The sequence below is a fragment of the Mycolicibacterium aurum genome (genome assembly GCF_900637195.1).
In the GTDB taxonomy this organism is placed as follows: domain Bacteria; phylum Actinomycetota; class Actinomycetes; order Mycobacteriales; family Mycobacteriaceae; genus Mycobacterium; species Mycobacterium aurum.
Genome location: NZ_LR134356.1, coordinates 3,266,618 through 3,288,832 on the forward strand (window position 1 = coordinate 3,266,618; position 22,215 = coordinate 3,288,832).

A 22,215-nucleotide genomic window follows, 5' to 3' on the forward strand; every position below is an offset into this window, starting at 1 on the left:
GCCAATTTGGGCCAGTGGCTAAATCGCAACTATCCAATTGGCGAATGCGGTGAAATAGCTGGCAGCTGCCCTAACTCCGGGCGGCCTCCAGCGCGTCGTTGAACGTCGTGCTCGGCCGCATCACGTCTGTGGTCTTGTCCCGGTCCGGGTAGTAGTAGCCGCCGATGTCGACAGGCTTGCCCTGCACCGCGCTGAACTCGGACACGATCGTCGACTCGTTCTCGGCCAGCGCCTTGGCCAGCGGCGCGAAGTGCTCGGCAAGCTCTTTGTCCTCGGTCTGCTTGGCCAGTTCCTGCGCCCAGTACATGGCGAGATAGAACTGGCTGCCCCGGTTGTCGAGCTCGCCGGCCTTGCGGGACGGACCCTTGTCGTTCTCCAGCAGCGTGCCGATCGCGGAGTCGAGCGTCTTGCCCAGCAGCGTGGCTTTCGCGTTGTCGAACTTGGCGCCCATGTCCTCGAACGACGCCCCGAGGGCCAGGTACTCCCCGAGGGAGTCCCACCGCAGGTGGTTCTCTTCGAGCAGCTGCGAGACGTGCTTGGGAGCCGACCCGCCCGCGCCGGTCTCGTACATGCCGCCACCGGCCATCAGCGGGACGATGGACAGCATCTTGGCGCTGGTGCCCAGCTCGAGGATCGGGAAGAGGTCGGTGAGGTAGTCGCGCAGGATGTTGCCGGTCACCGCGATGGTGTCCTGGCCGCGGATCACCCGCTCCAGCGTGTACCGCATCGCCCACACCTGCGGCAGGATCGTGATCTCCAGCCCGTCGGTGTCCTCGTCCTTGAGATAGGCCTTGACCTTCTTGCGCAGCTCGTTCTCGTGGGGGCGCTCGTCGTCCAGCCAGAACACCGCGGTCATGCCCGACGCGCGGGCCCGGTTCACCGCCAGCTTCACCCAGTCCCGGATGGCCGCGTCCTTGACGATCGGCATGCGCCAGATGTCGCCGGTTTCGACGTTCTGGGTCAGCAGCACCTCGCCGGTGTCGACATCGACGATGTCGGCGACGCCGTCTTCGGGGATCTCGAAGGTCTTGTCGTGGCTGCCGTATTCCTCGGCCTTCTGCGCCATCAGACCGACGTTGGGGACGGTGCCCATCGTGGTCGGGTCGAACTGTCCGTTCGTCTTGCAGAAGTTGATGATCTCCTGGTAGATCCGCGAGAACGTGGACTCGGGGTTGACGGCCTTGGTGTCCTTGGTGCGGCCGTCGGCGCCGTACATCTTGCCGCCGAGCCGGATCATCGCGGGCATCGACGCGTCGACGATCACGTCGCTAGGTGAATGGAAGTTCGTGATGCCGCGGGCCGAGTCGACCATCGCGAGCTCGGGGCGGTGCTCGTGGCAGGCGTGGATGTCACGGATGATCTCCTCGCGCTGCGACGCGGGCAGGGTCTCGATCTTGTCGTAGAGATCGGACATTCCGTTGTTGACGTTCACGCCGAGTTCGTCGAAAAGCTTCTGATGCTTGGCAAAGGCGTCCTTGTAGAAGACCTTGACCGCGTGGCCGAACACGATCGGGTGCGACACCTTCATCATGGTCGCCTTGACGTGCAGCGAGAACATCACGCCGGTCTTGTAGGCGTCCTCGATCTGCTCCTCGTAGAAGTCGCACAGCGCCTTCTTGCTCATGAACATGCTGTCGATGACGTCGCCCTCGTCGAGCTTGACCTCTTCCTTGAGCACGAGCGTCTCGCCGCCTGCGGTGGTGAGCACCATCTTGACCGTGCGGTCCTTGTCGATGGTCAGCGACTTCTCGCCGTGGTAGAAGTCGCCCTTCTTCATGGTCGCGACGTGGGTGCGCGACGCCTGGGACCACTCCCCCATGCTGTGCGGGTGCTTCCGCGCGTACTCCTTGACCGCCTTCGGCGCACGACGATCCGAGTTACCTTGGCGCAGAACCGGGTTGACGGCGCTACCGAGGACCTTGGAGTACCGCTCCTTGATGGCCTTCTCTTCGTCGTTCTTCGGCTCGCCCACCCAGTCGGGCAGGTCGTAGCCCTTGGCCTTGAGTTCTTTGATGGCGGCCAGCAACTGGGGTACCGAGGCGCTGATGTTGGGCAGCTTGATGATGTTGGTTTCACGCAGCTGGGTCAGCTCGCCGAGTTCGGCGAGGGTGTCGGGAACCTTCTGCTCGTCGGTCAGGCGGTCGCTGAACTCGGCGAGGATGCGCGCGGCCACGGAGATGTCGGTCGACTTCACGTCGATGCCCGCGGCCGAGGCGAAGGTCTGGACCACCGGCAGGAAGGCGTAAGTCGCAAGCAGCGGCGCCTCATCGGTCAGCGTGTAGATGATGGACGGCTGCTCGGCGCTCATGTGTGGTCTCTCCCGGGTCAGTTCGGTTCCTGGCGGTCGGCTCTTGTGGAGCTTCGCACCCTTCAGGCGCAGCGTACCGAAGTGTCGGCACCCGGTTCGGGTCAGTGCGCCCCCCGTCTGCCGCGCCGACACCGAGACCGATTCGGCCACCCGGCACACCACCGTCGGCACCACCTGCGTGCCTCAGCGCGGCAACGGCATCGTCGACTTCCACCACTTCCACTCCACGCCGTCGATGGATTCCGCGCTGTCCGGGCAGCCGTCCACTCATGTCGCCCACGGTCACCGGTGGGTTGACGGTGCGGTGCCATCAGGCATCCAATGGCGGTCATGCAAAAGGTGTCGATCGAAGCGCTCGCCCGTCAGCAACTGGAGAAGGCGGCTGCCAGCGGACGTAACGCTGCCGACACCGTGGTCGGCGGTCACGAACGGGTGCTGAGGCAGACCGTCATCGGCATGATCGCCGGCTCCGAGCTCGGTGAGCACGAGAACCCCGGGGAGGCGTCGCTCTACGTCCTCAAGGGTTCGGTGCGCTTGACGGCGGGCGACGAGCAGTGGGAAGCCCGCAGCGGAGATCTTCTGCTGATCCCGGACGCCAGGCACTCGCTGACCGCGCTGACGGATTCGGCGTTGTTGCTCACCGTCGCGAAGGTCAGGTGAAATCCGTCCCAGCGCTCACCGATTCCCAGGCAGCGATCTCGGCCTCACGTTCCCGGGCGACGCGGCGGTAGCCGTCCAACGCGTCCGTGCCCAGCAGCAGGAAGCCCGGCGGTGTGTCGGCCTCCACGGCGGAGGTGATGGCAGCGGCCGCCTTCGCCGGATCCCCGGCCTGCGTGCCGTGCACGGTGTCGTTCTCCTTGCGTCGTTTGCCGGCGGTGTCGGCGTAATCGGCGATCGGTGTCGCCGACTGGGTCAGCGAGCGGCCGGCGAAGTCGGTGCGGAACCCGCCGGGTTCGACGATGGTGACCGAGATACCCAGTGGCGCAAGCTCTCCGCGGAGAGAGCCGCTGAGCCCTTCGAGAGCCGCCTTCACCGCGGCGTAGTAGCCCGATCCGACGGGGGTGAGCTGCGCACCGATCGAGGAGATGTTGACGATCGCGCCCGTCCGGCGTGCTCGCATGCCAGGGAGCACCGCCTTGATCAGCGCGACGGCGCCGAAGACGTGTGTTTCGAACAGCGTCCGCACATCGGCATCCTCCCCCTCCTCGACGGCGGCGCGGTACCCGTAGCCGGCGTTGTTGACCAGGACATCGACACCGCCGAAGCGCTGCTCGGCCTGCCGGACCGCGTCGGCGATCTGATCGGGCTCGGTCACGTCGAGGGCGACCGCGAGCACGCGGTCGGGGGCGGACGCCGCCAGGTCGGCGACCGCGTCGACGTTGCGGGCCGTCGCCACGACGTTGTCGCCCTTCTCGACGACGGCCTCGGCGAGGGCGCGGCCGAGTCCGGTCGACGAGCCGGTGATGAGCCAGGTGGACATGGGGCGGCGAATGCCCCGATGCTGACACGCCCAAACCAGCCTCGATCAGGGGGTCGGGGCATGGTTTGCCGCCAATTGCCAGCTGTGACCCCGGACGGACATTAAGGTGCTGTCCGTGGGCAGGAACCTGTTAGCCAAGGTGCGGGGCCGCTGGGCAGCGGTCGCGGTTTCGCTCGTGATCTCCGGCGCGATGATCTATGCGCAGCAGACCCAGCCGCCGCGCGCGGAGCCGCCGGCTTCCGCTGCGGCGGACATGCCCGCGTTCTCGGCTGACCCACCCAGCACACCGGTGCCCACCGAGGCGGAGCTGCTGGCGGCCACCGCGCCCACCCCGCCCGACGCCCGCGTATTCGAATTGGCGCTGCCCAAGGGCATTACGCCCGAAGGCGGTCTGCAGGTCCACACGATTTGGATCGCCCGCGCGATCAGCGCGATGTTCCCCGAGATCACGACGATCGGCGGGTACCGGCAGGATGCGCTGAAGTGGCATCCGAACGGGCTGGCGATCGACGTGATGATCCCCGATCACAACAGCGAGGAAGGTATCGCGCTGGGCAATCAGATCGCCGGGTACGCGCTGGCGAACGCCGAACGCATGGGTGTCATCCATGTGATCTGGCGGCAGGGGTACTACCCGGGGATCGGCGCGCCCAGCTGGACGGCCGACTACGGCTCCGAGACTCTGAACCACTTCGACCACGTCCACATCGCCACCGACGGCGGCGGCTATCCGGACGGCGACGAGCGCTACTTCATCGGGTCGATGCAGAACTAGCGCGACCCGGCAAGCTCTGACTGAGCGATGTCGAGAACCACTCGGAAGCGCGCCTTGTTCGACATCATCCGGTCGTAGGCCTTCGGCGCTTCGCTGAACGGCATCATCTCGATCATCGGCGCAATCCCGGCGGCGAGGCTGAAGTTCAGGTTGTCCTCGTTGTCGATCGACGAGCCGGTCAAACTGCCGACGATGGTCCGGCCACCGAAGATCAGATCCGCGGTCCCGACCTCGATCGGGTCCGGAGCAGCACCGACCACCACCAGCCGCCCGCGCGGACGCAGACCGGCCAGCAGCGGGCTCATCGACGCTCCGCTGGCCGCGGTCGCGATGATCGCCGCGGCGCCACCGAGGGTGTTCAGTGCTTCCGCCACGTCTTCGACGCTGCTGTCGATGTAGTGGTCACCGCCGAGTGTTGCTGCCAGATCGGCCTTCTCGGCTCCCCTGGCGATGACGGCCACCCGGTGCCCCAGCTTCTTTGCGTACTGCACACCGAGGTGCCCGAGCCCGCCGAGCCCTTGCACGGCCACCAGGCTCCCGGGTGCAGCACCGCCGGCGCGAAGCGCGTTGAAGGTCGTGACCCCGGCGCACAGCAGGGGCGCCGCCAGTGCGGGATCGAATTCGGCAGGCACCCGAACCAGGCCGGTGGCACGCGAATACACCATCTCGGCGTAGCCGCCGTCGACGGTCGTGCCGGGCAGGGGCTGGTCGGTGCAGTTGACGTAGTCGCCGCGACGACACCATTCGCACTGACCACACTGACCGCCGAGGAACCCGATCCCCGCCCGGTCGCCGACCGACCAGCCGACGACCCCGTCGCCGACCGCGTCGACGATCCCGACAACTTCATGTCCGGGGACGACCGCTCGTTGCGGGTCCGGCCGCTGCCCCTCGACTCCGAGCGAATCACTGTGGCAGACACCGCAGGTGAGTACTCGCAGCCGCACATGGCCGGGGTCGGGGTCGACTATCTCGCGATCGACGAGTTCGAAATGACGTTGACCGGTCACCTGGTAGGCACGATAGGTCGGCATGGTCCGACGATAGGCCGGGGGCGGCCGCTACGGCATTCCTGCTAGCACCAAACGTCAGACCGCGATCGCCGGGCAGGTGAAGACGGCGCCCGTCACCCGTCCGTCGCTGCATGTCAGGGCCAGCAGGTCCGGTGTGGACGCCTCGGGCTCCCCGGGGAATGTCGGCGCAGGCGGCCGCTCGAGCGGGAAGATGCTCGCCCCGGTGACGCCGGTGAGCCGCGCGACGATCTGCGCGACGATGTTGGTCCCGATGTAGGCGAGGTCGCCGATGATGTCGACCGGGATGACGGCCAGCGCGGCCAGCGGGCTGATCAGGAAGATCTGCTGGGCGGCCAAACCCTGCAGCGCCGCGACGATGCCGTTGGTGATGTTGTCCACGTAGTACGGAATCGTGGCCGCGATGGTACGGATCGACAGGGCGACGTTCGTCCCGATGTCGGGATAGCCGTACATCGCGATCGCGTCGTTGAGCGCCTGACGTAGGGCCGTCGTGTTGTTCACCGGGGTGACGGTGCTCTCGCCGAGGTCGGTCAGTGACACTCCGTCGGTGTCGGCGGGCGGCTGGAAACCGAACAGCGTCATCACCGTCGGCGTCACGTCGATGATCGAGTACTTGAGGTTCACACCGCCCGGGGTGAACAGGTCGGGGTTGTTGGCGATGACGAATGTGGCTGTCTCGTCGGGTGATTGGAAGCCGTGGCCGAAGCCCTTCTGCGGCTGGTGGCCGTGGTCGGTGACCATCATGATCGTCCACTGCTCGCCGTTGGCGATCTCCCAGGCGTCGACCTGCTGCATGATCTCGCCGAGGTTGCGGTCGAAGTTGCGGATGGCTTCTGCGTACTCGGGTGAGTCGCCGCCGTACAGGTGCCCGTTCTCGTCGACACCGACGAAGTAGCTGAAGATCAGGTTGGCGATATCGGCGCTGGCCGTGCTGACCGCGGCCTCGGTGAAGTCGCCGACCAGGTCGTCGGCGGCCAGCCAGCGTGGGTCGTCCGGTAGCTCGGGGATGTTGATGACGGTGTCGGCGCCGAGGCCGGATGCGGCGATGCCCGAGATGACGTTCCAGTTGGCGATCGACGTGGTCTGGATTGCGGGGTTGAGCGTCTCGAGCTGGGTGAAGACGGTGGGCCACTTGTCATAGGTCCACGGGGTGAAGACGTTGTTGATGACGCCTGTCTTCTCGCCCCACGCCCCCGTGAGGATCGACGACCACGACGGGTTCGAGACGGTGGTGTGGCCGACGATGGTCGACGCGGCGGTGGTGCTGCCCTGCATCAGTTTGAAGAAGTTGGAGTCGTTCCCCAGGGTCGCCAGCACCCTGCTGAGGTTCGTGCCGTCGACGCCGATCACGAGGACGTTGGGTGTGTCGAGACCGAGAGCCGCTGCGGCCTGCGACGTGGTGATCGTATTGCGGCGCAACGCATTGCGCTCCAATTCGTCCCGTGCCGCCGCCAGCGCTGCCAGCATCGTCGAACCCTGCAGGGGCGTCACCGGCGCGGGGTCCTGGCGCGGCTTCAGCAGCGCCGTCACCACGTCGGTGATGACGCTGACCAGCGTCGGCTTGGCAGCCGTGGCCGTCGTGGCCGGCTTCGTCGTGGCCGGCTCTGTCGTGGTGGGCTGGGTCTGGGTTGCCGGCGTGGTCACACTCACCGGTTCCGCGGTGTCGCCCGCAGCATCGGAGTCGTCGGCGTCGTCAGAGTCGTCAGAGTCGTCGGCTCCGTCAGAGTCAGAGTCAGAGTCAGAGTCGGCAGCCGCCGCGTCCGCGTCCGCGTCCTTGGATGTGGACTTCTTCGAGCCCCGCGACTTGGCGGGCTTGGCCGACTCGTCATCGTCAGCGTCGTCATCCGCTTCGGCAGCGTTGTCGTGTGTGCCGGCCGCGCCCGCGCTGTCGGTGCTGTCGGTACCGGCGTCCTTCGTGTAGGTCGATGTTCGGGTTTTCTCACCGGCCGAGGACTGACTGGCATCCGAGGAACCGGTCGTGTCGGCGTACGCCACGCCGGGCGCGGAGGCGACCGCCCACCCCACGCCCAGCGTCACCGCCAGCGCTCCGACACGGCCGATGTGGTTGGCGTAACCCATGACATTCCTTTCAGCGGAGCATGCAGTGCACACAGATCTCCCACGGTTCCCGTTCGATCTGCACCGAAAGTTACGCCTCCGTCACGGCCCGCAGACCACAATTCGACGACTTGTCGCGCGGCCGTGTCGCGACCCCGTCGATAGGTGGGCACACCTGTATGCGTGTGGCGTCCACCTGCGCGCGGCGGTGACACTTGAGGTGATGTCCTACCAAACCCGCGGCGCGCACAATATGCTTCGCGAACCAGCGAGGGAAGAAGCTGACCATGGCCGACCTTCGACTCGGTGGTGACAGGGCGAGAGCGACTCTCGCGAGTACGGTTTCACGCGAGAGCGTGAGAAGAGCGCTGCGGCTTGCGGGTATGCGGCCGTTGCCGCGCCCGGTGTCGCGGTCGCCGATCGAACTGCGCGGTAAGCGGATCCTGCTGACCGGCGCGTCGTCGGGTATCGGTGAGGTCGCCGCCGAGAAGCTGGCCGGCCACGGCGCAACCGTCATTCTGGTGGCCCGGCGCGAGAACCTTCTCCGCGAGGTGGCCGACCGGATCGCCGCACGCGGCGGCCAGGCGATCGTCATGCCCGCGAACCTGTCGGACCTGGACGCCGTCGACGACCTGGTGCGCTCCGTGGGGGCGGTGGACGTACTCATCAACAACGCGGCCCGGTCCATCCGCAGGCCGCTGCTGGATTCGTTGGACCGCTGGCATGACGTGGAACGCACCATCGCGCTCAACTACTACGCGCCTCTCCGGCTCATCCGGGGACTGGCCCCCGGCATGGTCGAGCGTGGCGACGGGCACATCATCAACATCTCGAGTTGGCGGGTGATGCCCGAGTCGTCGCCGTACTTCGGGATCTACAACGCGTCGAAGGCGGCGCTGAGCGCCGTGAGTCGGGTCATCGACAACGAGCTCGCCGAATCCGGTGTCCAGTCGACCACCATCTATTACCCCCTGGTGGCCACCCCGATGATCGCACCCACCCGGGCCTATGACGGGCTCGCTGCCCTCAGCGCAGACGAGGCCGCCGACTGGATGGTGCTCGCCGCGCGCACCCGGCCCGTACGCATAGCCCCGCGCAAGATGCTGCCGCTGCGTGCGCTGGACATCCTGTCTCCGCGTCTGCTCAACGGAGTCATGAAGCGTTCGACGCCGCGGCTGGAACCCACCACCGGTACCGGCGTTGTCCGATAGAAAGCTCGGTTACCGCACCGAGAACCTCACCGTCGGAGCACTTCTCACCACCGCCGCGTTCTTCTGCGTGGCACTCGTCGGCACGTTGGCGAAGGTGTCGGGACAGTACACCTCGACCGGTGTCCTCCTGCTGTTCCAGAACGCGGTCTGCCTGCTGTTCGTCGCTCCGGTGACAGTGCGTGGCGGGTGGCGGTCGCTACGGACCAGCAGGCTCGGGCTCCATCTTCTGCGCGCTGCCGCCGGGACCGCATGCTGGTGGGCCTTGTTCTTCGCCATCACGCAGATACCGCTGGCCAATGCCACGCTCTTGACCTACAGCGCGCCGTTGTGGATGCCGTTGATCGCCTGGGGCGTGACCAGGCAACGGGTCGCGGCGGCCACGTGGGCCGGAGCGGGCGTGGGTTTCGTCGGGGTGATCCTGGTGCTGCAACCTCAGGGGAAGGGGTTCAGCGCCGGCGAAGTGTCCGCGCTCGCCGGCGCTGTGCTTCTGGCCGTCGCGATGATGTCGGTCCGCTGGCTGGGCGCCACCGAACCCGTCTCCCGAATTCTCTTCTACTACTTTCTGCTGTCGACCCTGATGTCGGTGCCGATCGCCGTCGTCGACTGGGAACCGATACCCCGATCTGCCTGGCCGTGGCTCATCTGCCTCGGCTTCGCGCAGTTGTTCTCGCAGATCCTCATCGTGGTCGCCTACCGCTACGCGTCGGCGGAGAAACTGGGCCCGTTCATCTACTCGGTCATCGTCTTCACCGCGGTCATCGACTGGGTGTTCTGGGACCACGCGCCGTCGCCATGGACCTACGCCGGAATGGCGTTGGTCATCGGCGGTGGGCTCATCGCCATGCGGGCACGATCGCCGGTGCCTCAGCGCGCCTGACCGACATCGGTGGCGCCGCGCGTGACGTCGGCACTCTCCCCCGGCGCCAAGGTCAGCACATCCATCCCCAAGCGGCCGGCACTGGCTGCGAACCTGTTGACCGCATCGCGCTCCTCGACGTACTCCGGTGGCTGATGCACGCCGAAGTGCATGGGCACAAGCACTTGTGTGTTCAGTAGCGCGCCGGCCTGGGCGGCCTGCTCAGGGGTCAGCACGGCCGGCAGCGGACTCGACGGTTGCAGGTGCGCCGTGTCGACCACCGCGCCGTTGATCGGCAGCACGGCGAGGTCGATCGGTCCGGCCCGCCGGGCGATCAGCCACCAGTAACCGTGGAAGACGGTGTCCCCGCCGTGGAAGACCCGCTGTCCGTCCGCCTCGACGACCCAGTTGACCTGAGGGTCACCGAGGCCGTCGACCGCGGGGACCGCAGTGACGGTGAACGGCGGAAACTCGTGACGCTGCCATTCGGAAACGACTCGCACGTCCAACGAACTCGCCGCGAGCTCGGCCTCGGCGCTCTCGGTGAACGGCGCTTCCTCAGCTGTGGCGACGAAGGGGGCGGGCCGCAGTACCGTGCCGGTCTCGCCGACGACCGACTGGATCGCGGCTACGTCGGTGTGGTCCTGGTGCAGATGAGTGACCAGCGCTACCGCCGCAGGCTGCACCGGCTCGACGAACGCACCCTGCGGTTGCGTCGCGGTCAGGAGAGGAAAATCCCGGATGAAGTCCACCACCAAGGACGACCCCTGTGCGCTGAGTTCCACGCCCGCCCAGCCGAGACGTCGAATCCTCATGCCGGTGTGCCCGCGTCGGTCGGTGTCATGCGAAGTACTCCCACCATTTCGCAATCACGGTGATTGCGATTCTGAAATCAACTGTAGCCACGCCGATTGCGATATGGCAAGCTCGTGGGGTGGCAACGCCGACCAACACTCAGTTCGCGGTGGCGATCCATGTCCTCACCTATCTCGCGGGTGCGGATGTGACGGGCCCGGTGAGCTCCGACGAACTGGCGTCCAGCGTCAATGCCAGTCCGGTCTACGTACGACGCGTCCTCACTCCGCTGCGCGAGTCGGGCATTCTGGCCTCCCGACCCGGCGCGCATGGAGGCTGGGAACTGACGCGCGCGGCGCGGTCGATCACGCTCGCCGAGGTCTGGCGGCTCGTGCAGGGCGACGATCCGGTGCTGGGCCTGCACGGCCCCAACCCTCTGTGCCGCACAGGAACCGGAGTTCAGCGTGCTCTTGTGGCGATCGACCGCGAAGTGGCGAGCGCAGTCGAGATGCAGCTCAGCCGCACCAGCGTCGCCGATGTGCTGCGGTCGGGTGAGTTCCTGGGTGAGCCGTCGCCGCTGAACGACGACAAGCCGCTCAGCCGCCGTTGATCATCGGCCGGAGTCGGCGCTCCGCGGCGACGTGGCCGCCGCCATCCCGGCCGCGGCCGCAGCGATAAGCCCCAGGACGACGAACATCGCGGAGTACCCGTGGAGCAGGCTGGCCAGCGCCGCGCCGATGAACGGGCCCAGGGCGGTCGCGATCATCACCGGCGCGGAGAGGATGCCACTGAGATGACCGTAATGTGTTGCGCCCCAGCGCTCGGTTACAGCAGTGGCCTGCAGCAGTGTCATGATGCCGCGGACCATACCCGCGGCGATCGCGATGAGCGCCAGCGCCGCATAGGACGCGAAGAGCCCGAGCAGAGCCGTGGTGGCAGCGACGCACCCCATGATGATGACCGTGCGCGGCACCACGCGCACCCGCCGCACCAGGGTTTGGTATCCCAGCCGGCCGAGGACCTGGCCGGCGCCTCCCAGCCCCAGCGCGACCGCTGCGGCCCCGGTGCCGATCCCACGCTGAGTCATCAGCGGGACCAGGTTGACGATGACCGCGTAGGAGGCAAGTGACGCGAGGGCGAACGCCGCGGTGAGCGCGATGAAGGGTCTGCTCCGAGCGGTGCGAGTCGGGGCCTCGACGTGATGGTGCCGCGCCACCGGCGGCCAGGGCCGTCGAAGACCGAAGAAATGTGCCGGGACGGTCACCACGGCCAACCCCAGGGCGAGAACCACATATGTTGCGCGCCAACTCATATGGTCGGACAGCACCGCGGTGAGCGGGGCGAAGACGGTGCTGGCGAACCCCGCGGCCAGCGTCAGCACCGTCAGCGCCCTGACCGCATCGCTACCGAAGAACCGGGTGAGCGCCGCGAACGCGGGCGCGTAGAACACCGCGCTCATCGCCAGGCCGGCGACCACCCAGGCCGCGACGAACATGGGGTAGTTCGGTGCCGCGGTCACCGCGAGAACAGCCAGTGCGCCCAGCACCGATCCGGTCGTCATGATCCACCTCGGCCCGTATCGATCGAGCCACCGGCCCACCACGATGCCCATCACGGCCGAGGTCACCAAACCCGCCGAGAACGCCGCGGTCACCGCGGGCGCGGACCACCCGGTGTCGGCGCTGATCCGGGCCGACAGGACGGTGAACGCGTAGTACAGCACCCCCCAGCTGGTGATCTCGGTGAGGCACAGAGTCGCCAGCACCCAGCGCAGCCCGACACCGGGGGCTGCGCTTGCTTGGCCTACTCCGCCGGGGGTCATCCGCCAATCGGGTTGAGCGACAAGGACGCCGGCAGCGGGGATGCGACCGGCGTCCCGCAGCAGCCGCCGCTACCTGCATCCTCGGGGCTGTCGAACAGGCCGGCGCCGCTACAGACGCCGGTGTCGGGCAGCACCAGCTCGACCCGGCGAGCCGCGTCGTGGTCGCCGGCCAGCTCCGCCGCCACACTGCGCACCTGCTCGTAGCCGGTCATCGCCAGGAAGGTCGGTGCCCGCCCGTACGACTTCATCCCGACGATGTAGAGGTCAGGTTCGGCGTGTGCCAGCTCGGCCGCGCCGTGGGGCGCCACGCTGCCGCAGGAGTGCAGATTGGGATCAATCGACGGTGCGAGGTGGACGGGCGCCTGCAGGATCGGGTCCAGCTCGATGCGCATCTCCGACAGGAAGGACAGATCGGGCCGGAAGCCCGTCAGCGCCAGGACCCGAGCTGCGGGCGGCAGGGCACGGCCGTCCTCGGCCACGACGATGGCGCGTCCCTCGTCCAGATCGATACGCTCCGTGCGGAATCCGGTCACCAGTGTCACGTCGCCGGCAGTGACGGCTTCGCGGGAGCGCACCCCGAGCGCGCCGCGTTGCGGGAGCTCGTCAGCCAGCCCGCCGCCGAAGGTCTCTCCGACCACTCCCCTGCGCAGCACCCACGTGACGGTTGTCGAGGGATGGGCACGAACGATCGCGCTCAACTCGATCACTGCGGTCATCGCCGAATGTCCGCTGCCGACCACCACCACGTGCTTGCCGGCCAGCGCTGCCGCCTCCGACTGATCTGGCGGAAGGTAGGACACCGCGCCGCGGGCGGCCGCGACCCGTTCCCCGATCGCGGGAAGCCCGTCGGCGCCCGCCGGATTCGGCGACGTCCACGTCCCGGACGCGTCGATGACGGCCCGAGCCTCCACCCGGGATTCCCCGCCGGCCTCGTCGGTGACGTGCACGACGAACGGCTGCTCGGCCCGGCCGGGGCTCACCAGCCGGTCGCGGCCGCGCCGGGATACGCCCTGCACCCGGGTGTTGTATCGCACGCGCTGACCGAGCGCGGCCGCCAGCGGCACCAGATAGGCGGCTACCCACTCGCTTCCGGTGGGATAACCGCTCTGCGGTGCGCTCCAGCCGGTGGGCTCGAGGAGGCGTGCTGCTGCGGCATCGATGAGTTCGGGCCAGGGCGAGAACGTGCGGACGTGTCCCCACTGAGTCACCGTCGCGCCCGGCGCCGCTCCGGCCTCCAGGATCACCGGTTCCAGCCCACGCTCCAGCAGGTGCGCCGCAGCCGCGAGGCCCTGCGGCCCGGCGCCGATCACCACGACAGGCAACTCAGCCATGTCCCCATCTCCTCGAATCGACAACTATCGATGTGTCGACAGTGATCGATCCATCGACGTTTGTCAATGCGTCTGCCATAATCCTGTCATGCGTCCCGCCGCCCCGCCCGTCTCGACCGGCGATCCGGGCGGCGTCTGCTGCTCACCGCTCACCGGCGGTGTCATCGATACCGCCACCGCCCAACACCTCGCCGGCATGTTCAAGGCGCTCGCCGATCCAGCCCGGGTCAAGCTGCTGTCCCTCATCGCGGCCTCCGCCGGCGACGAGGCCTGCATCTGCGATCTGACCGGCCCGCTCGGCCTCAGTCAACCCACGGTGTCGCATCACATGAAGCTTCTCGCGGACGCCGGTCTGGTCAGCCGGGAGCAGCGTGGAAAGTGGGCCTACTACCGCATCGACAACGCGGCACTCGACCGCCTTGCCGCCGCGGTCTCCACCCGCATCTAGTACGGCGCCGGGCCGAAATTTATCGCCGCGCCCGGATTGAGCCGAGCGCGCCCGGGTATCTAGGCATGTGTTCTCGCCCCAGACCGTTTCGGCGCGAGATGAATTGCCGTTCAGCGCGAGCGGGGCTATGTCGGCCACGTTCGTGCCGGCCACCCCTGCGCGCGCCGTCAGATCTAGGAGTGCGTGGTATGCGTGTCGCATCGGTGCCCGGGTCGCACGTGTACGTGCGTCATCTGTCACACCCGACGGGTGACGACGGTGTGCTGCGCCTGCAGGATCCGGTTCCCTCAGACGGTCGCAAGGTCCCCGGCGGCTGGTGGCCGCCGCTGATGCTGGACCCGTCCTGGGTCGAGCATCACCACCATGAGTTCGAGGTCTTCCACGTCCACTTCGGCTTCGACGCCATCGGCCCGGAGGTTCTCACCGGCGTCGTGAACGCGCTCCGTGAACACGACAAGCCGTTGGTCTACACGGTGCACGACCTGCGGAACCCGCACCAGCGTGACCCCGCCGCCCACACCGAATTGCAGGACATTCTGGTGCCGGCCGCCGACGAGCTCATCACGCTGACGCCGGGAGCGGCCGCCGAGGTCGAGAGGCGGTGGCAAAGGCACCCGACGGTCTCGCCTCATCCGCATGTGGTGGACCGTGCCCGAATCGAGGCCCCCCGGGTTCGGTCGGACCGATTCGTGGTCGCGGTGCACGTCAAGAGCCTGCGATCCAACATGGATCCCCTTCCGGTGCTGGACACCTTGGCGTCGGCCCTGGCCGCGTTGCCGGACTCCATCCTGCAGATCAACGTCCACGACGAGATCTTCGACCCGAACAACCACTGGTACGCGCCGGCGGCCGGCGCCGCTCTGATGGCCTTCGGCCGCTTCGAGCACGTCGACGTGCGCGTCCACCCCTATTTCTCCGAAGATCAACTGTGGGAGTACCTCTCGGCGATCAACGTGTCCGTGCTGCCTTACCGGTTCGGCACGCACTCCGGCTGGTTGGAGGCGTGCTTCGATCTCGGCACCGCGGTGATCGCTCCGAGCTGCGGCTTCTACGACCAGCAACGTCCCTGCGGGGTGTACGGCTTCAGCGAGGACGCCTTCGACTCCGCGTCACTCGAAGCAGCCGTCCAGACCGAGTATGCGCGCTGGTCCGAGGGAACCCCGCCGCCGCGCGCCGACTGGCATGAGCGCAAGACCGAGCGGGTCCTGCTGGCCCAGCGTCACAGTGACATCTACCACCGGGCGATGTCGTCGTGACCACGCCGATGCGCATTGCGTTGATCGCGTCCAACCGCTTCCCCATCCGCCAGCCCTTTGCCGGCGGGCTCGAAGCCCATGTGTGGCATCTCGCCCGTGCTCTCGCAGAGGCCGGGCACCGGGTGTCCCTCTTCGCCGCAGCAGACTCCGACCCCGGCATCGATTGCGCGGCCCTTGAGGTGCACGCCCTCGAACTCAGCGCCGCGGCGTTGGCCGACTCGTCAATGCCCAGTGTGGAATTCATGTCCGATCACCATGCCTACCTGACCCTGATGCTGCAGCTGGCAGGCTCCGGAGGCCAGATGTTCGACGTCATCCACAACCACAGCCTGCACCACCTGCCGGTGGCGATGGCGCCCACGATGACGACACCGATGCTGTGCACGTTGCACACCCCGCCCACCCCGTGGCTGGAGTCAGCGCTGAGGGTCACCGGCGGCCACGGGGCGCGCTTCGCCGCCGTCAGCGCGTTCACCGCACAGTCCTGGCGGCACCTCCTGTCGGACGTGACGGTTGTCCACAACGGCGTCGACGCCCAGCGCTGGCCCCTGGGCCCCGGCGGAAGCGACCTGGTGTGGTTCGGCCGGATCACCCCGGAGAAGGCGCCGCATCTGGCCATCGCCGCCGCCCATCGAGCCCGTCGACGGCTGGTCATCGCCGGTCCGATCTCCGACCCCGACTACTACGTCCACCATGTACGGCCTCACCTGGGACGCGACGTCCGGTACGCCGGGCACCTCGCGCACCGCGACCTTGCCCGCCTGGTCGGGACGTCAGCCGCGGCGCTGGTGACACCCCAGTGGGACGAGCCGTACGGGCTGGTGGTCGCCGAAGCCATGATGTGCGGTACCCCCGTCGTGGCGTTCGACCGCGGCGGAATCCCCGAGATCGTCGACCCTGGCGGCGGGCGGCTCGTGCCCACCGGCGACGTTGAGTCCATGGCTGCGGCCATCCCTGGGGCGATCGCACTCTCCCGCACGGACGTGCACACGCAGGCGACGCGCCGGTGCTCGGCGGCCTCGATGGTGACCGACTATCTCGACATCTACCGCGCCATGATCGACGACGCAGGACGGACCGACACCGATGATCGGCTACTACATCCATCACCACGGCACCGGGCATCGCAGCCGGGCGCAGAGCATCTGCCGACACCTGGACGCACCGGTCACCGCGCTTACATCGCTGAAGCCGGCTGAGGCGGAGCCCTTCGACTCCGTCCTTGTGCTCCCGCGCGACGACGCCGCCGGGTCAGCCCGGCACCCGGCCGCCAACGGAGTGCTGCACTGGGCTCCCCACCACGACGCCGGACTTCGGGAGCGGATGGCACGCCTCGCCCAGTGGGTCGCCGAGAACTCCCCCGCCGCGGCGGTCGTCGACGTGTCGGTCGAAGTCGCCACCCTGCTGCGGCTGCTCGGCGTTCCCGTGATCGTCGTCGCGATGCCCGGTCACCGGGTCGACTCCCCGCACCAGATGGTCTACCAGCTCGCCGACCACATCGTCGCCCCGTGGCCGGCGGCGCTCAATCAACCGTCGTGGTTGAGCCCGTATGCACACAAGACGTCCTATGTCGGCGGGATCAGCCGATTCGATGGGCGCACACACGAGCCCGGTCCACGGGCCGAGACGCCGACGGTGCTGGTCCTGAACGGCGCCGGCGGCTCGGCGTTGCGGCTGGACATGATCGCAGCCTGCCAGCAGCAGCATCCTGAATACCTATGGCGCACATTGGGAGTCGCGGGCGGCCCATGGGTCGACGATCCGTGGCCGACGATCTGCGCGGCCGATGTGATCATCGCTCACGCCGGACAGAACAGCATCGCCGACATTGCGGCCGCACAGAAGCCGGCCATCATCATCGCGCAGGCCCGACCGTTCGATGAGCAGACCGTCACCGCCCAGAACCTGGCGCGGGCGGGCCTGGCCATCGTCCTCGACGACTGGCCCGATCCCGGGGCGTGGCCTGAACTCATCGCGGCGGCCCGGCGACTCGACGTCGGTCAGTGGAGTCGCTGGCAGACAGCGGGTGCAGCGGCCCGCGCCGCACAGGCGATCGCCGACGTCGCCCGCCATTGTGCAGCGGACGGTTCCGGATGAGGACCGCCGTGGTCACCATCGTGCACGGCCGTGCCGGCCACCTGCGGAACCAACTCCTCGGGCTGAAGAGGAGTCTGCGGGTGCCCGATCACCACGTCGTCATCGCTGTCGACGACCCGACCGTGCACGGCACCGTCGCCGACTGCGGCGCCCGCGCCAGCGTGGTGGCCCTTCCTGCCTCCGGCGAACATCTTCCGATCGCGCAGGCCCGAAACGTCGGCGCCCGCACCGCACTGGAGCAGGGGGCCGAGGTGCTGGTGTTTCTGGACGTGGACTGCATACCGGGTGCCGCTCTCATCGGTCGCTACCACGACGTCGCTACCGAGCCCGAGTATCGCGACGGTGTCCTCTGCGGACCGGTCACCTACCTGCCGCCGTCCGGCCCGGGCGGGTACGACATCGCCGACCTCGACCACCACCGCGATCCACACCCGGCGCGGCCCGCGCCGCCCGACGGCCAGATCGTTGCCGGCACCGACTACACGCTGTTTTGGTCCCTGTCGTTCGCCGTGACCGCATCGACGTGGCGACGCATCGGCGGCTTCTGGTCCGGGTACCGCGGGTACGGCGCCGAGGACACCGACTTCGGCCAGCGGGCCGCCGCTCTCGGCATTCCGCTGCGCTGGATCGGCGGCGCACACGCCTTCCATCAGCACCATCCGGTATCCAACCCTCCGGTGGAGCACGTCGCCGACATCGTCCGCAACGCCACGGTCTTTCATGCCCGGTGGGGGTGGTGGCCGATGGGCGGCTGGCTGGACCAGTTCCAGAAGCGTGGCCTGATCTCCCGCGACGCGTACGGCCGCCCGCATCTCGCGGCGTCCGGATCGGATTCCTTTCGGCCACGGCCAAATCCGGAATGACCGACCTGAGCGCAGAACACGCCCGCATAGCCGCGCGCCGTTGCCGAAGTGTGACGGATACTTGATTGAATCGAACGCAGGCAACAAGTTTCGGCCACTATCGTTGAAGCTCAAGCGTCAAGTTCTGACGATGCTGCACATTCGAAGGGTACGAAGTCTTATGCGCGTGGCCGCTGTTCGGGGTGCCCTTGTCGTGGGCATAGTGGCTGCCAGTGCGGTTGCCGCACCGATCGGCACGGGCAAAGCAGCGAGCTGGTCCGCGCTTCCCGGTATCGCATCGCTGCTTCCCGCCGACGGTGCAGTGGTGGGCGTGGCGCACCCCGTGGTGGTCACCTTCGACGGCCCCGTGGCCAACCGCCGCGCCGCCGAACAGTCCCTGCGCATCAAGTCCCAGCCACCCATGAGCGGCTCGTTCGATTGGGTGGAAAGCAATGTGGCACAGTGGGTTCCGGACCAGTTCTGGCCTGCCCACAGCACAGTTAAGCTCATGGCAGGCAATCTGCCCGAGCGGAACTTCGATGTCGGGGCGGCCGTCATCGGCGTCGCGAACCTCACCGACCACACCTTCACCGTGACCATCGACGGCCAACCCCCCTCCGCGCTCCCGGCGCCGCACCACCGGCCAAACTGGGGCCAGAACGGGGTTTTCCCGGCGTCCATGGGCCGTCCGGAATACCCGACGCCCGTAGGCATCTACTCCGTTCTGGGCAAGGAACGCGACGTGGTGATGGATTCGAGCAGCGTCGGCATCCCGATCGATGCTGACGACGGCTACCTGCTGGACGTGGAATACGCCGTCAGGTTCACCCAGCGCGGCCTCTTCGTGCACTCTGCACCGTGGGCTGTCAACCAAATGGGTTATGAGAACGGCAGCCACGGCTGCATCGGACTCAGCACCGAAGATGCCGAGTGGTACTTCAACACAGTCAATGTGGGCGACCCGATCATCGTGCAGGAGAACGGAATCGAAGTTCCGCGCACCGTATCCGGTTAGTCGCCGGCGGGGCCGTGTAGTCGTCGGCTCTCCGTGTGCGGTTGCAGCACATACACTGTGAGCTCAAGCCCTGACCCGAAGTCGGAGTCAGGGCTTCGACGCGCGTGAAGACTCGTGGTCGCGAAAGCACCGGCGGCCCGCCCCCAGGCGGGGAACGGGCCGCCGGTGTGCGATCTCAGCTGCCGGAAGCTCCCGGGCCGGGCATGATCGGCTGTCCGGGCATCGGCGCTCCGCTCGGGGGCGGACCTGTCAGATCACCCTTTCCGGCCAGACCTCCCATGGTGCTCAGCGGAAGGCCATCGGCCGCGCCGGCCAGCGGAACCAGCGGTGCCGCAGGCGGGATCACCGGCGGAACCGGCGGTGGTGCCAACGGCGGGACCACCGGAGGAATGGGCGGCGGCGCCAGAGGCGGGACCACCGGCGGAATGGGCGGCGGCGCCAACGGCGGAACCACCGGGGGCGGCGCCAACGGCCCGGGTAGGGCCATCGGGATGCCGGCCATCTCGGAGATGGGCGCGCACGCGGGCGCCCCCATCACCTCGCCGGAAGAGTTCTGCAGGCACTCGGACCCGCCGGCTTGCGCTACACCGGGGCTCAACCCCAAGGCAACTCCGCACAGCCCGGCACCGACCGCCGCCACTCTGATGCTGAGCCGATCAAAGATCGCCACCTGCCACCACTCCATTCATTCACGCGCAGACTTCCGTTGCGAGTAGCGCAGCGGAATGTCTGTGAAACGACGACAACGCCGTCCATCAGGACGACGTCGTCAATTTATCGGCCCTCGCAGTGTCAGCGGAATACTCTGCACCGGGCTGTATCCGAAAGGTGACGTTCGGCGTACCTTGACACTCCGGAGGCAGCAATTGCGTTGAAGAAGAGACGTTTTCGATACTCATACGTTCTCATTTCAGCGGTCTGGACGCTCTATGCTGCCGCGTAGGTCGCCACTAGGATGACCTCATGCCCGACCAGGACCAGACCGCAGCCCGTCGTGAGATCGCCGATGCTCTGGTGTCCGCACTCGATCGTCGCCATGAGGTGCTCGATGTGATCGTGGAAGCCGAGGATCGGGGCGCCGCGGTGGCGGCCATCGCCACGTTGCTCAGCACATCGGCGCGCGGCGCCGAGGCGGTCATGAGCATCGCCTTCGATCAGCTGACCAAGGACTCGCGTCGCAAGATCGCGGCTGAACTGGACAATCTGAACAGTCAACTGACATTCACGCTGAAGGAACGACCGGCGACGTCGGATGACAGCGTGGCCCTGCAGCCGTTCGACCCCGAGCAGGACCGGGACATCTTCGCCGCCCGCTTGGACGAGGTCGGTGCCGCCGGCGACGGGTCCGGGCAGCCCGCTCGACCGATCGACGAGGAGATTCGCTCTGCGCAGGGTCGCATCGACCAGGAAGATGCCGCCTGGTTCGTCGCCGTGGTGGAGGACGCGAAAGTCGGCATGGTGTTCGGTGAACTCGAACGCGGTGAGGTGAACGTCCGGATCTGGATACACCCCGACCATCGGAAGAAGGGCTACGGGACGGCGGCCCTTCGCCGGTCGCGCTCGGAGATGGCGACGTTCTTTCCCGCCGTGCCCATGGTTGTGAGGGCACCAGGCACCGAGCCGGCGTAGCGCGGGCCGGCCGCGGAGTTACGGACCGGCGAAGTCTCCGACGGCGGTCATCATGTTGCCGTCGGAGGCGGTGGCGAAGCCACCGGCGGTGAATCCACAGTTCAGGATGATCGCTCGGTGCCCGGGACTTTGCATCCAGAAGGCGATGGCCGACTCGGCGGTCGCAGCAGACCCAGTGGCCCAGAACACGATCTCACCAGTGGAGCCTGCGCTGCCGTAACCCGCATCGGACATGCGTGCCCGCGGTGACGAGCCGTCCGAACCGGTGTGGCTGAAAGCGCTGTTGCGCAGCATGTCGTCGGCGTGCCGCTGGGCCGCCGCGGTCAGACGCGCATCCTCACTGACGGCCCCGCATGCCTGGCGTTGCTGATTGACGCCGACATATATCCCTGTTGCCCGGGCGTCGGCCTGCGCCGACGGGCCGGCAGATGTGCCGACAGCCATGGTCACGACAGAGCAGAGCGCGAAGACGCCGACGAACTTGGTCTTCGCGGTCACGTTGCCTGGGGTGATCCCACTCCACTGCACAGTTGTTTCTCGCACTGCCGCCGACGTTCGTTACACAAACGAGATGAAGACGGGCAACGGGAGATCGCTGAGCGACAATGCGCCGCTCCCCGAGGACTAGCCGATCTGGTTCAGGGTGAAGGTGAATGGCTCATCGATCACATCGCTTTCCCCGCATACGTTGTCCGGACCCTGAGCCACCGTGCCCTGGAGTGTGGCCGCGTCGACCCCGACACGCCGTGTCGCGGGTGCGTCCGTACCGTCTTCGCAGTCCCAACCTGTCGGGTGCGTGTAGGTGAACGTCCACTGCGAATTCGCCAGCCGCGCGTCGACATCGACATGGCCGCTGTCGCTGACGACGTGCGCGCAGCCGGAGCCACACGGCGTCACGACCCAGGTGTCGGTTGAGCCGTCTTCGGTCACCAACAGAAACGTCCCATTGAACACCGGACCGCCAGACCACGCCGGTGCAGCAAGCCCTATCGAGCCGGTGACGCAGGCTGCCGCACAGGCGGCGATGATCGCAGTCTTCACGTTCCCCCCAAGGATGCTTGTCTTTTCAAGAGATGGATCCTAGTGGGCCCTGCCTGCGAACGACGCGTTCCGCGCCGGTCCAACGCATACCGCCCACGCGGCGTTCAGGGCGGACCGACGTCCTGGCCGAGCCAAAAGGTCTCGCGCAGGCGGCTGGAAGCCGAGCTGACCCCACGCGCACGCGATGCCGCTGGCGCACCTCGGCGACCACCTGTGA

Annotated in this window: 22 protein-coding genes; 12 read left to right on the forward strand and 10 right to left on the reverse strand. The window is 67.5% G+C overall.

The annotated features are described in order from the left end of the window. Nucleotides 1–70: 70 nt before the first annotated feature. Entirely contained in the window at nucleotides 71–2,308 is a 2,238-nt protein-coding gene (locus EL337_RS15305; protein ID WP_048631281.1) for an NADP-dependent isocitrate dehydrogenase, read from the reverse strand. A gap of 330 nt (nucleotides 2,309–2,638) precedes the next feature. Here EL337_RS15305 and EL337_RS15310 point away from each other — a divergent pair, with 330 nt between their 5' ends. Next, on the forward strand, nucleotides 2,639–2,968 hold the full coding sequence (locus EL337_RS15310; RefSeq protein WP_048631282.1) for a cupin domain-containing protein: 330 nt from the start codon (nucleotides 2,639–2,641) through the stop codon (nucleotides 2,966–2,968). Here the strand turns inward: EL337_RS15310 and EL337_RS15315 are convergent. Then, a complete protein-coding gene (locus EL337_RS15315) occupies nucleotides 2,961–3,788 on the reverse strand; it encodes an oxidoreductase (protein WP_048631142.1) in 828 nt (275 codons plus the stop codon). The two genes, EL337_RS15310 and EL337_RS15315, sit on opposite strands and share 8 nt — an antisense overlap. Before the next feature lie 115 nt (nucleotides 3,789–3,903). Here EL337_RS15315 and EL337_RS15320 point away from each other — a divergent pair, with 115 nt between their 5' ends. Further along, nucleotides 3,904–4,563 carry a VldE C-terminal domain-containing protein gene (locus EL337_RS15320; RefSeq protein WP_048631283.1) on the forward strand — a complete coding sequence of 220 codons (660 nt, stop codon included), beginning with the start codon at nucleotides 3,904–3,906 and terminating at the stop codon, nucleotides 4,561–4,563. On the opposite strand, the gene EL337_RS15325 is transcribed toward EL337_RS15320, so the two are convergent. After that, complete coding sequence (locus tag EL337_RS15325; RefSeq protein WP_048631143.1) at nucleotides 4,560–5,597, reverse strand: zinc-binding dehydrogenase; 1,038 nt, start codon at nucleotides 5,595–5,597, stop codon at nucleotides 4,560–4,562. The two genes, EL337_RS15320 and EL337_RS15325, sit on opposite strands and share 4 nt — an antisense overlap. Nucleotides 5,598–5,651: 54 nt before the next feature. After that, a complete protein-coding gene (locus EL337_RS15330; RefSeq protein ID WP_048631144.1) occupies nucleotides 5,652–7,676 on the reverse strand; it encodes an alkaline phosphatase family protein in 2,025 nt (674 codons plus the stop codon). A 362-nt stretch (nucleotides 7,677–8,038) separates the two neighbouring features. Here EL337_RS15330 and EL337_RS15335 point away from each other — a divergent pair, with 362 nt between their 5' ends. Then, complete coding sequence (locus EL337_RS15335) at nucleotides 8,039–8,866, forward strand: SDR family oxidoreductase (RefSeq protein WP_048631145.1); 828 nt, start codon at nucleotides 8,039–8,041, stop codon at nucleotides 8,864–8,866. Continuing rightward, nucleotides 8,856–9,743: a DMT family transporter gene (locus tag EL337_RS15340; RefSeq protein ID WP_048631146.1), complete on the forward strand. Its 888-nt coding sequence runs from the start codon at nucleotides 8,856–8,858 to the stop codon at nucleotides 9,741–9,743. Before EL337_RS15335 ends, EL337_RS15340 begins: the two co-directional genes overlap by 11 nt. Here EL337_RS15340 and EL337_RS15345 read toward each other — a convergent pair. Continuing rightward, nucleotides 9,731–10,537: an MBL fold metallo-hydrolase gene (locus tag EL337_RS15345; protein WP_048631147.1), complete on the reverse strand. Its 807-nt coding sequence runs from the start codon at nucleotides 10,535–10,537 to the stop codon at nucleotides 9,731–9,733. The genes EL337_RS15340 and EL337_RS15345 overlap by 13 nt on opposite strands. Nucleotides 10,538–10,656: 119 nt before the next feature. Between EL337_RS15345 and EL337_RS15350 the strand changes: the two genes are divergently transcribed. Beyond that, on the forward strand, nucleotides 10,657–11,127 hold the full coding sequence (locus tag EL337_RS15350; protein WP_048631148.1) for an Rrf2 family transcriptional regulator: 471 nt from the start codon (nucleotides 10,657–10,659) through the stop codon (nucleotides 11,125–11,127). Here EL337_RS15350 and EL337_RS15355 read toward each other — a convergent pair whose 3' ends face one another. Both EL337_RS15355 and EL337_RS15360 read right to left on the reverse strand, forming a co-directional pair. Next, nucleotides 11,128–12,339 carry an MFS transporter gene (locus EL337_RS15355; RefSeq protein WP_048631149.1) on the reverse strand — a complete coding sequence of 404 codons (1,212 nt, stop codon included), beginning with the start codon at nucleotides 12,337–12,339 and terminating at the stop codon, nucleotides 11,128–11,130. Beyond that, entirely contained in the window at nucleotides 12,336–13,670 is a 1,335-nt protein-coding gene (locus EL337_RS15360; protein WP_048631150.1) for an NAD(P)-binding domain-containing protein, read from the reverse strand. Before EL337_RS15360 ends, EL337_RS15355 begins: the two co-directional genes overlap by 4 nt. 88 nt (nucleotides 13,671–13,758) lie before the next feature. On the opposite strand from EL337_RS15360, the gene EL337_RS15365 reads away from it, so the two are divergent. From EL337_RS15365 to EL337_RS15390, 6 genes are all read left to right on the forward strand, one after another. Further along, complete coding sequence (locus EL337_RS15365; RefSeq protein WP_048631151.1) at nucleotides 13,759–14,118, forward strand: ArsR/SmtB family transcription factor; 360 nt, start codon at nucleotides 13,759–13,761, stop codon at nucleotides 14,116–14,118. 188 nt (nucleotides 14,119–14,306) lie between these two features. Further along, nucleotides 14,307–15,374 carry a glycosyltransferase family protein gene (locus EL337_RS15370; RefSeq protein WP_048631152.1) on the forward strand — a complete coding sequence of 356 codons (1,068 nt, stop codon included), beginning with the start codon at nucleotides 14,307–14,309 and terminating at the stop codon, nucleotides 15,372–15,374. Further along, nucleotides 15,371–16,573, forward strand: coding sequence for a glycosyltransferase (locus EL337_RS15375; RefSeq protein WP_197724111.1), 1,203 nt, complete (start codon nucleotides 15,371–15,373; stop codon nucleotides 16,571–16,573). Before EL337_RS15370 ends, EL337_RS15375 begins: the two co-directional genes overlap by 4 nt. Then, entirely contained in the window at nucleotides 16,461–17,471 is a 1,011-nt protein-coding gene (locus EL337_RS15380; protein ID WP_048631153.1) for a glycosyltransferase, read from the forward strand. Before EL337_RS15375 ends, EL337_RS15380 begins: the two co-directional genes overlap by 113 nt. Next, nucleotides 17,468–18,334: a glycosyltransferase family 2 protein gene (locus EL337_RS15385; protein WP_048631154.1), complete on the forward strand. Its 867-nt coding sequence runs from the start codon at nucleotides 17,468–17,470 to the stop codon at nucleotides 18,332–18,334. The genes EL337_RS15380 and EL337_RS15385 overlap by 4 nt, the downstream gene beginning before the upstream one ends. A gap of 160 nt (nucleotides 18,335–18,494) precedes the next feature. After that, nucleotides 18,495–19,328, forward strand: a complete 834-nt coding sequence (locus EL337_RS15390) for a L,D-transpeptidase (protein WP_048631155.1) — start codon at nucleotides 18,495–18,497, stop codon at nucleotides 19,326–19,328. Between the two features lie 175 nt (nucleotides 19,329–19,503). Here the strand turns inward: EL337_RS15390 and EL337_RS15395 are convergent, their stop codons facing one another. Next, nucleotides 19,504–19,998, reverse strand: coding sequence for a hypothetical protein (locus EL337_RS15395; protein ID WP_048631285.1), 495 nt, complete (start codon nucleotides 19,996–19,998; stop codon nucleotides 19,504–19,506). 293 nt (nucleotides 19,999–20,291) lie between these two features. Between EL337_RS15395 and EL337_RS15400 the strand changes: the two genes are divergently transcribed. Further along, nucleotides 20,292–20,957 carry a GNAT family N-acetyltransferase gene (locus tag EL337_RS15400; protein WP_048631156.1) on the forward strand — a complete coding sequence of 222 codons (666 nt, stop codon included), beginning with the start codon at nucleotides 20,292–20,294 and terminating at the stop codon, nucleotides 20,955–20,957. Between the two features lie 18 nt (nucleotides 20,958–20,975). On the opposite strand, the gene EL337_RS15405 is transcribed toward EL337_RS15400, so the two are convergent. Then, nucleotides 20,976–21,455, reverse strand: coding sequence for a CAP domain-containing protein (locus EL337_RS15405; protein WP_232786733.1), 480 nt, complete (start codon nucleotides 21,453–21,455; stop codon nucleotides 20,976–20,978). Between the two features lie 126 nt (nucleotides 21,456–21,581). Next, the gene (locus EL337_RS15410) at nucleotides 21,582–21,998 is read right to left on the reverse strand and encodes a hypothetical protein (RefSeq protein WP_126316590.1); all 417 of its coding nucleotides are present in this window, start codon (nucleotides 21,996–21,998) and stop codon (nucleotides 21,582–21,584) included. Nucleotides 21,999–22,215 lie beyond the last annotated feature (217 nt).

Excerpts from the sequence above, each read along its gene's own strand:
- EL337_RS15370 (WP_048631152.1), top strand. The coding sequence starts at position 14,307 with ATGCGTGTCGCATCGGTGCCCGGGTCGCACGTGTACGTGCGTCATCTG.
- EL337_RS15400 (WP_048631156.1), top strand. The coding sequence starts at position 20,292 with ATGCCCGACCAGGACCAGACCGCAGCCCGTCGTGAGATCGCCGATGCT.
- EL337_RS15380 (WP_048631153.1), top strand. The coding sequence starts at position 16,461 with ATGATCGGCTACTACATCCATCACCACGGCACCGGGCATCGCAGCCGG.
- EL337_RS15315 (WP_048631142.1), bottom strand. The coding sequence starts at position 3,788 with ATGTCCACCTGGCTCATCACCGGCTCGTCGACCGGACTCGGCCGCGCC.
- EL337_RS15325 (WP_048631143.1), bottom strand. The coding sequence starts at position 5,597 with ATGCCGACCTATCGTGCCTACCAGGTGACCGGTCAACGTCATTTCGAA.
- EL337_RS15360 (WP_048631150.1), bottom strand. The coding sequence starts at position 13,670 with ATGGCTGAGTTGCCTGTCGTGGTGATCGGCGCCGGGCCGCAGGGCCTC.
- EL337_RS15385 (WP_048631154.1), top strand. The coding sequence starts at position 17,468 with ATGAGGACCGCCGTGGTCACCATCGTGCACGGCCGTGCCGGCCACCTG.
- EL337_RS15310 (WP_048631282.1), top strand. The coding sequence starts at position 2,639 with ATGCAAAAGGTGTCGATCGAAGCGCTCGCCCGTCAGCAACTGGAGAAG.
- EL337_RS15390 (WP_048631155.1), top strand. The coding sequence starts at position 18,495 with ATGCGCGTGGCCGCTGTTCGGGGTGCCCTTGTCGTGGGCATAGTGGCT.
- EL337_RS15335 (WP_048631145.1), top strand. The coding sequence starts at position 8,039 with ATGCGGCCGTTGCCGCGCCCGGTGTCGCGGTCGCCGATCGAACTGCGC.
- EL337_RS15345 (WP_048631147.1), bottom strand. The coding sequence starts at position 10,537 with ATGAGGATTCGACGTCTCGGCTGGGCGGGCGTGGAACTCAGCGCACAG.
- EL337_RS15355 (WP_048631149.1), bottom strand. The coding sequence starts at position 12,339 with ATGACCCCCGGCGGAGTAGGCCAAGCAAGCGCAGCCCCCGGTGTCGGG.
- EL337_RS15365 (WP_048631151.1), top strand. The coding sequence starts at position 13,759 with ATGCGTCCCGCCGCCCCGCCCGTCTCGACCGGCGATCCGGGCGGCGTC.
- EL337_RS15330 (WP_048631144.1), bottom strand. The coding sequence starts at position 7,676 with ATGGGTTACGCCAACCACATCGGCCGTGTCGGAGCGCTGGCGGTGACG.
- EL337_RS15305 (WP_048631281.1), bottom strand. The coding sequence starts at position 2,308 with ATGAGCGCCGAGCAGCCGTCCATCATCTACACGCTGACCGATGAGGCG.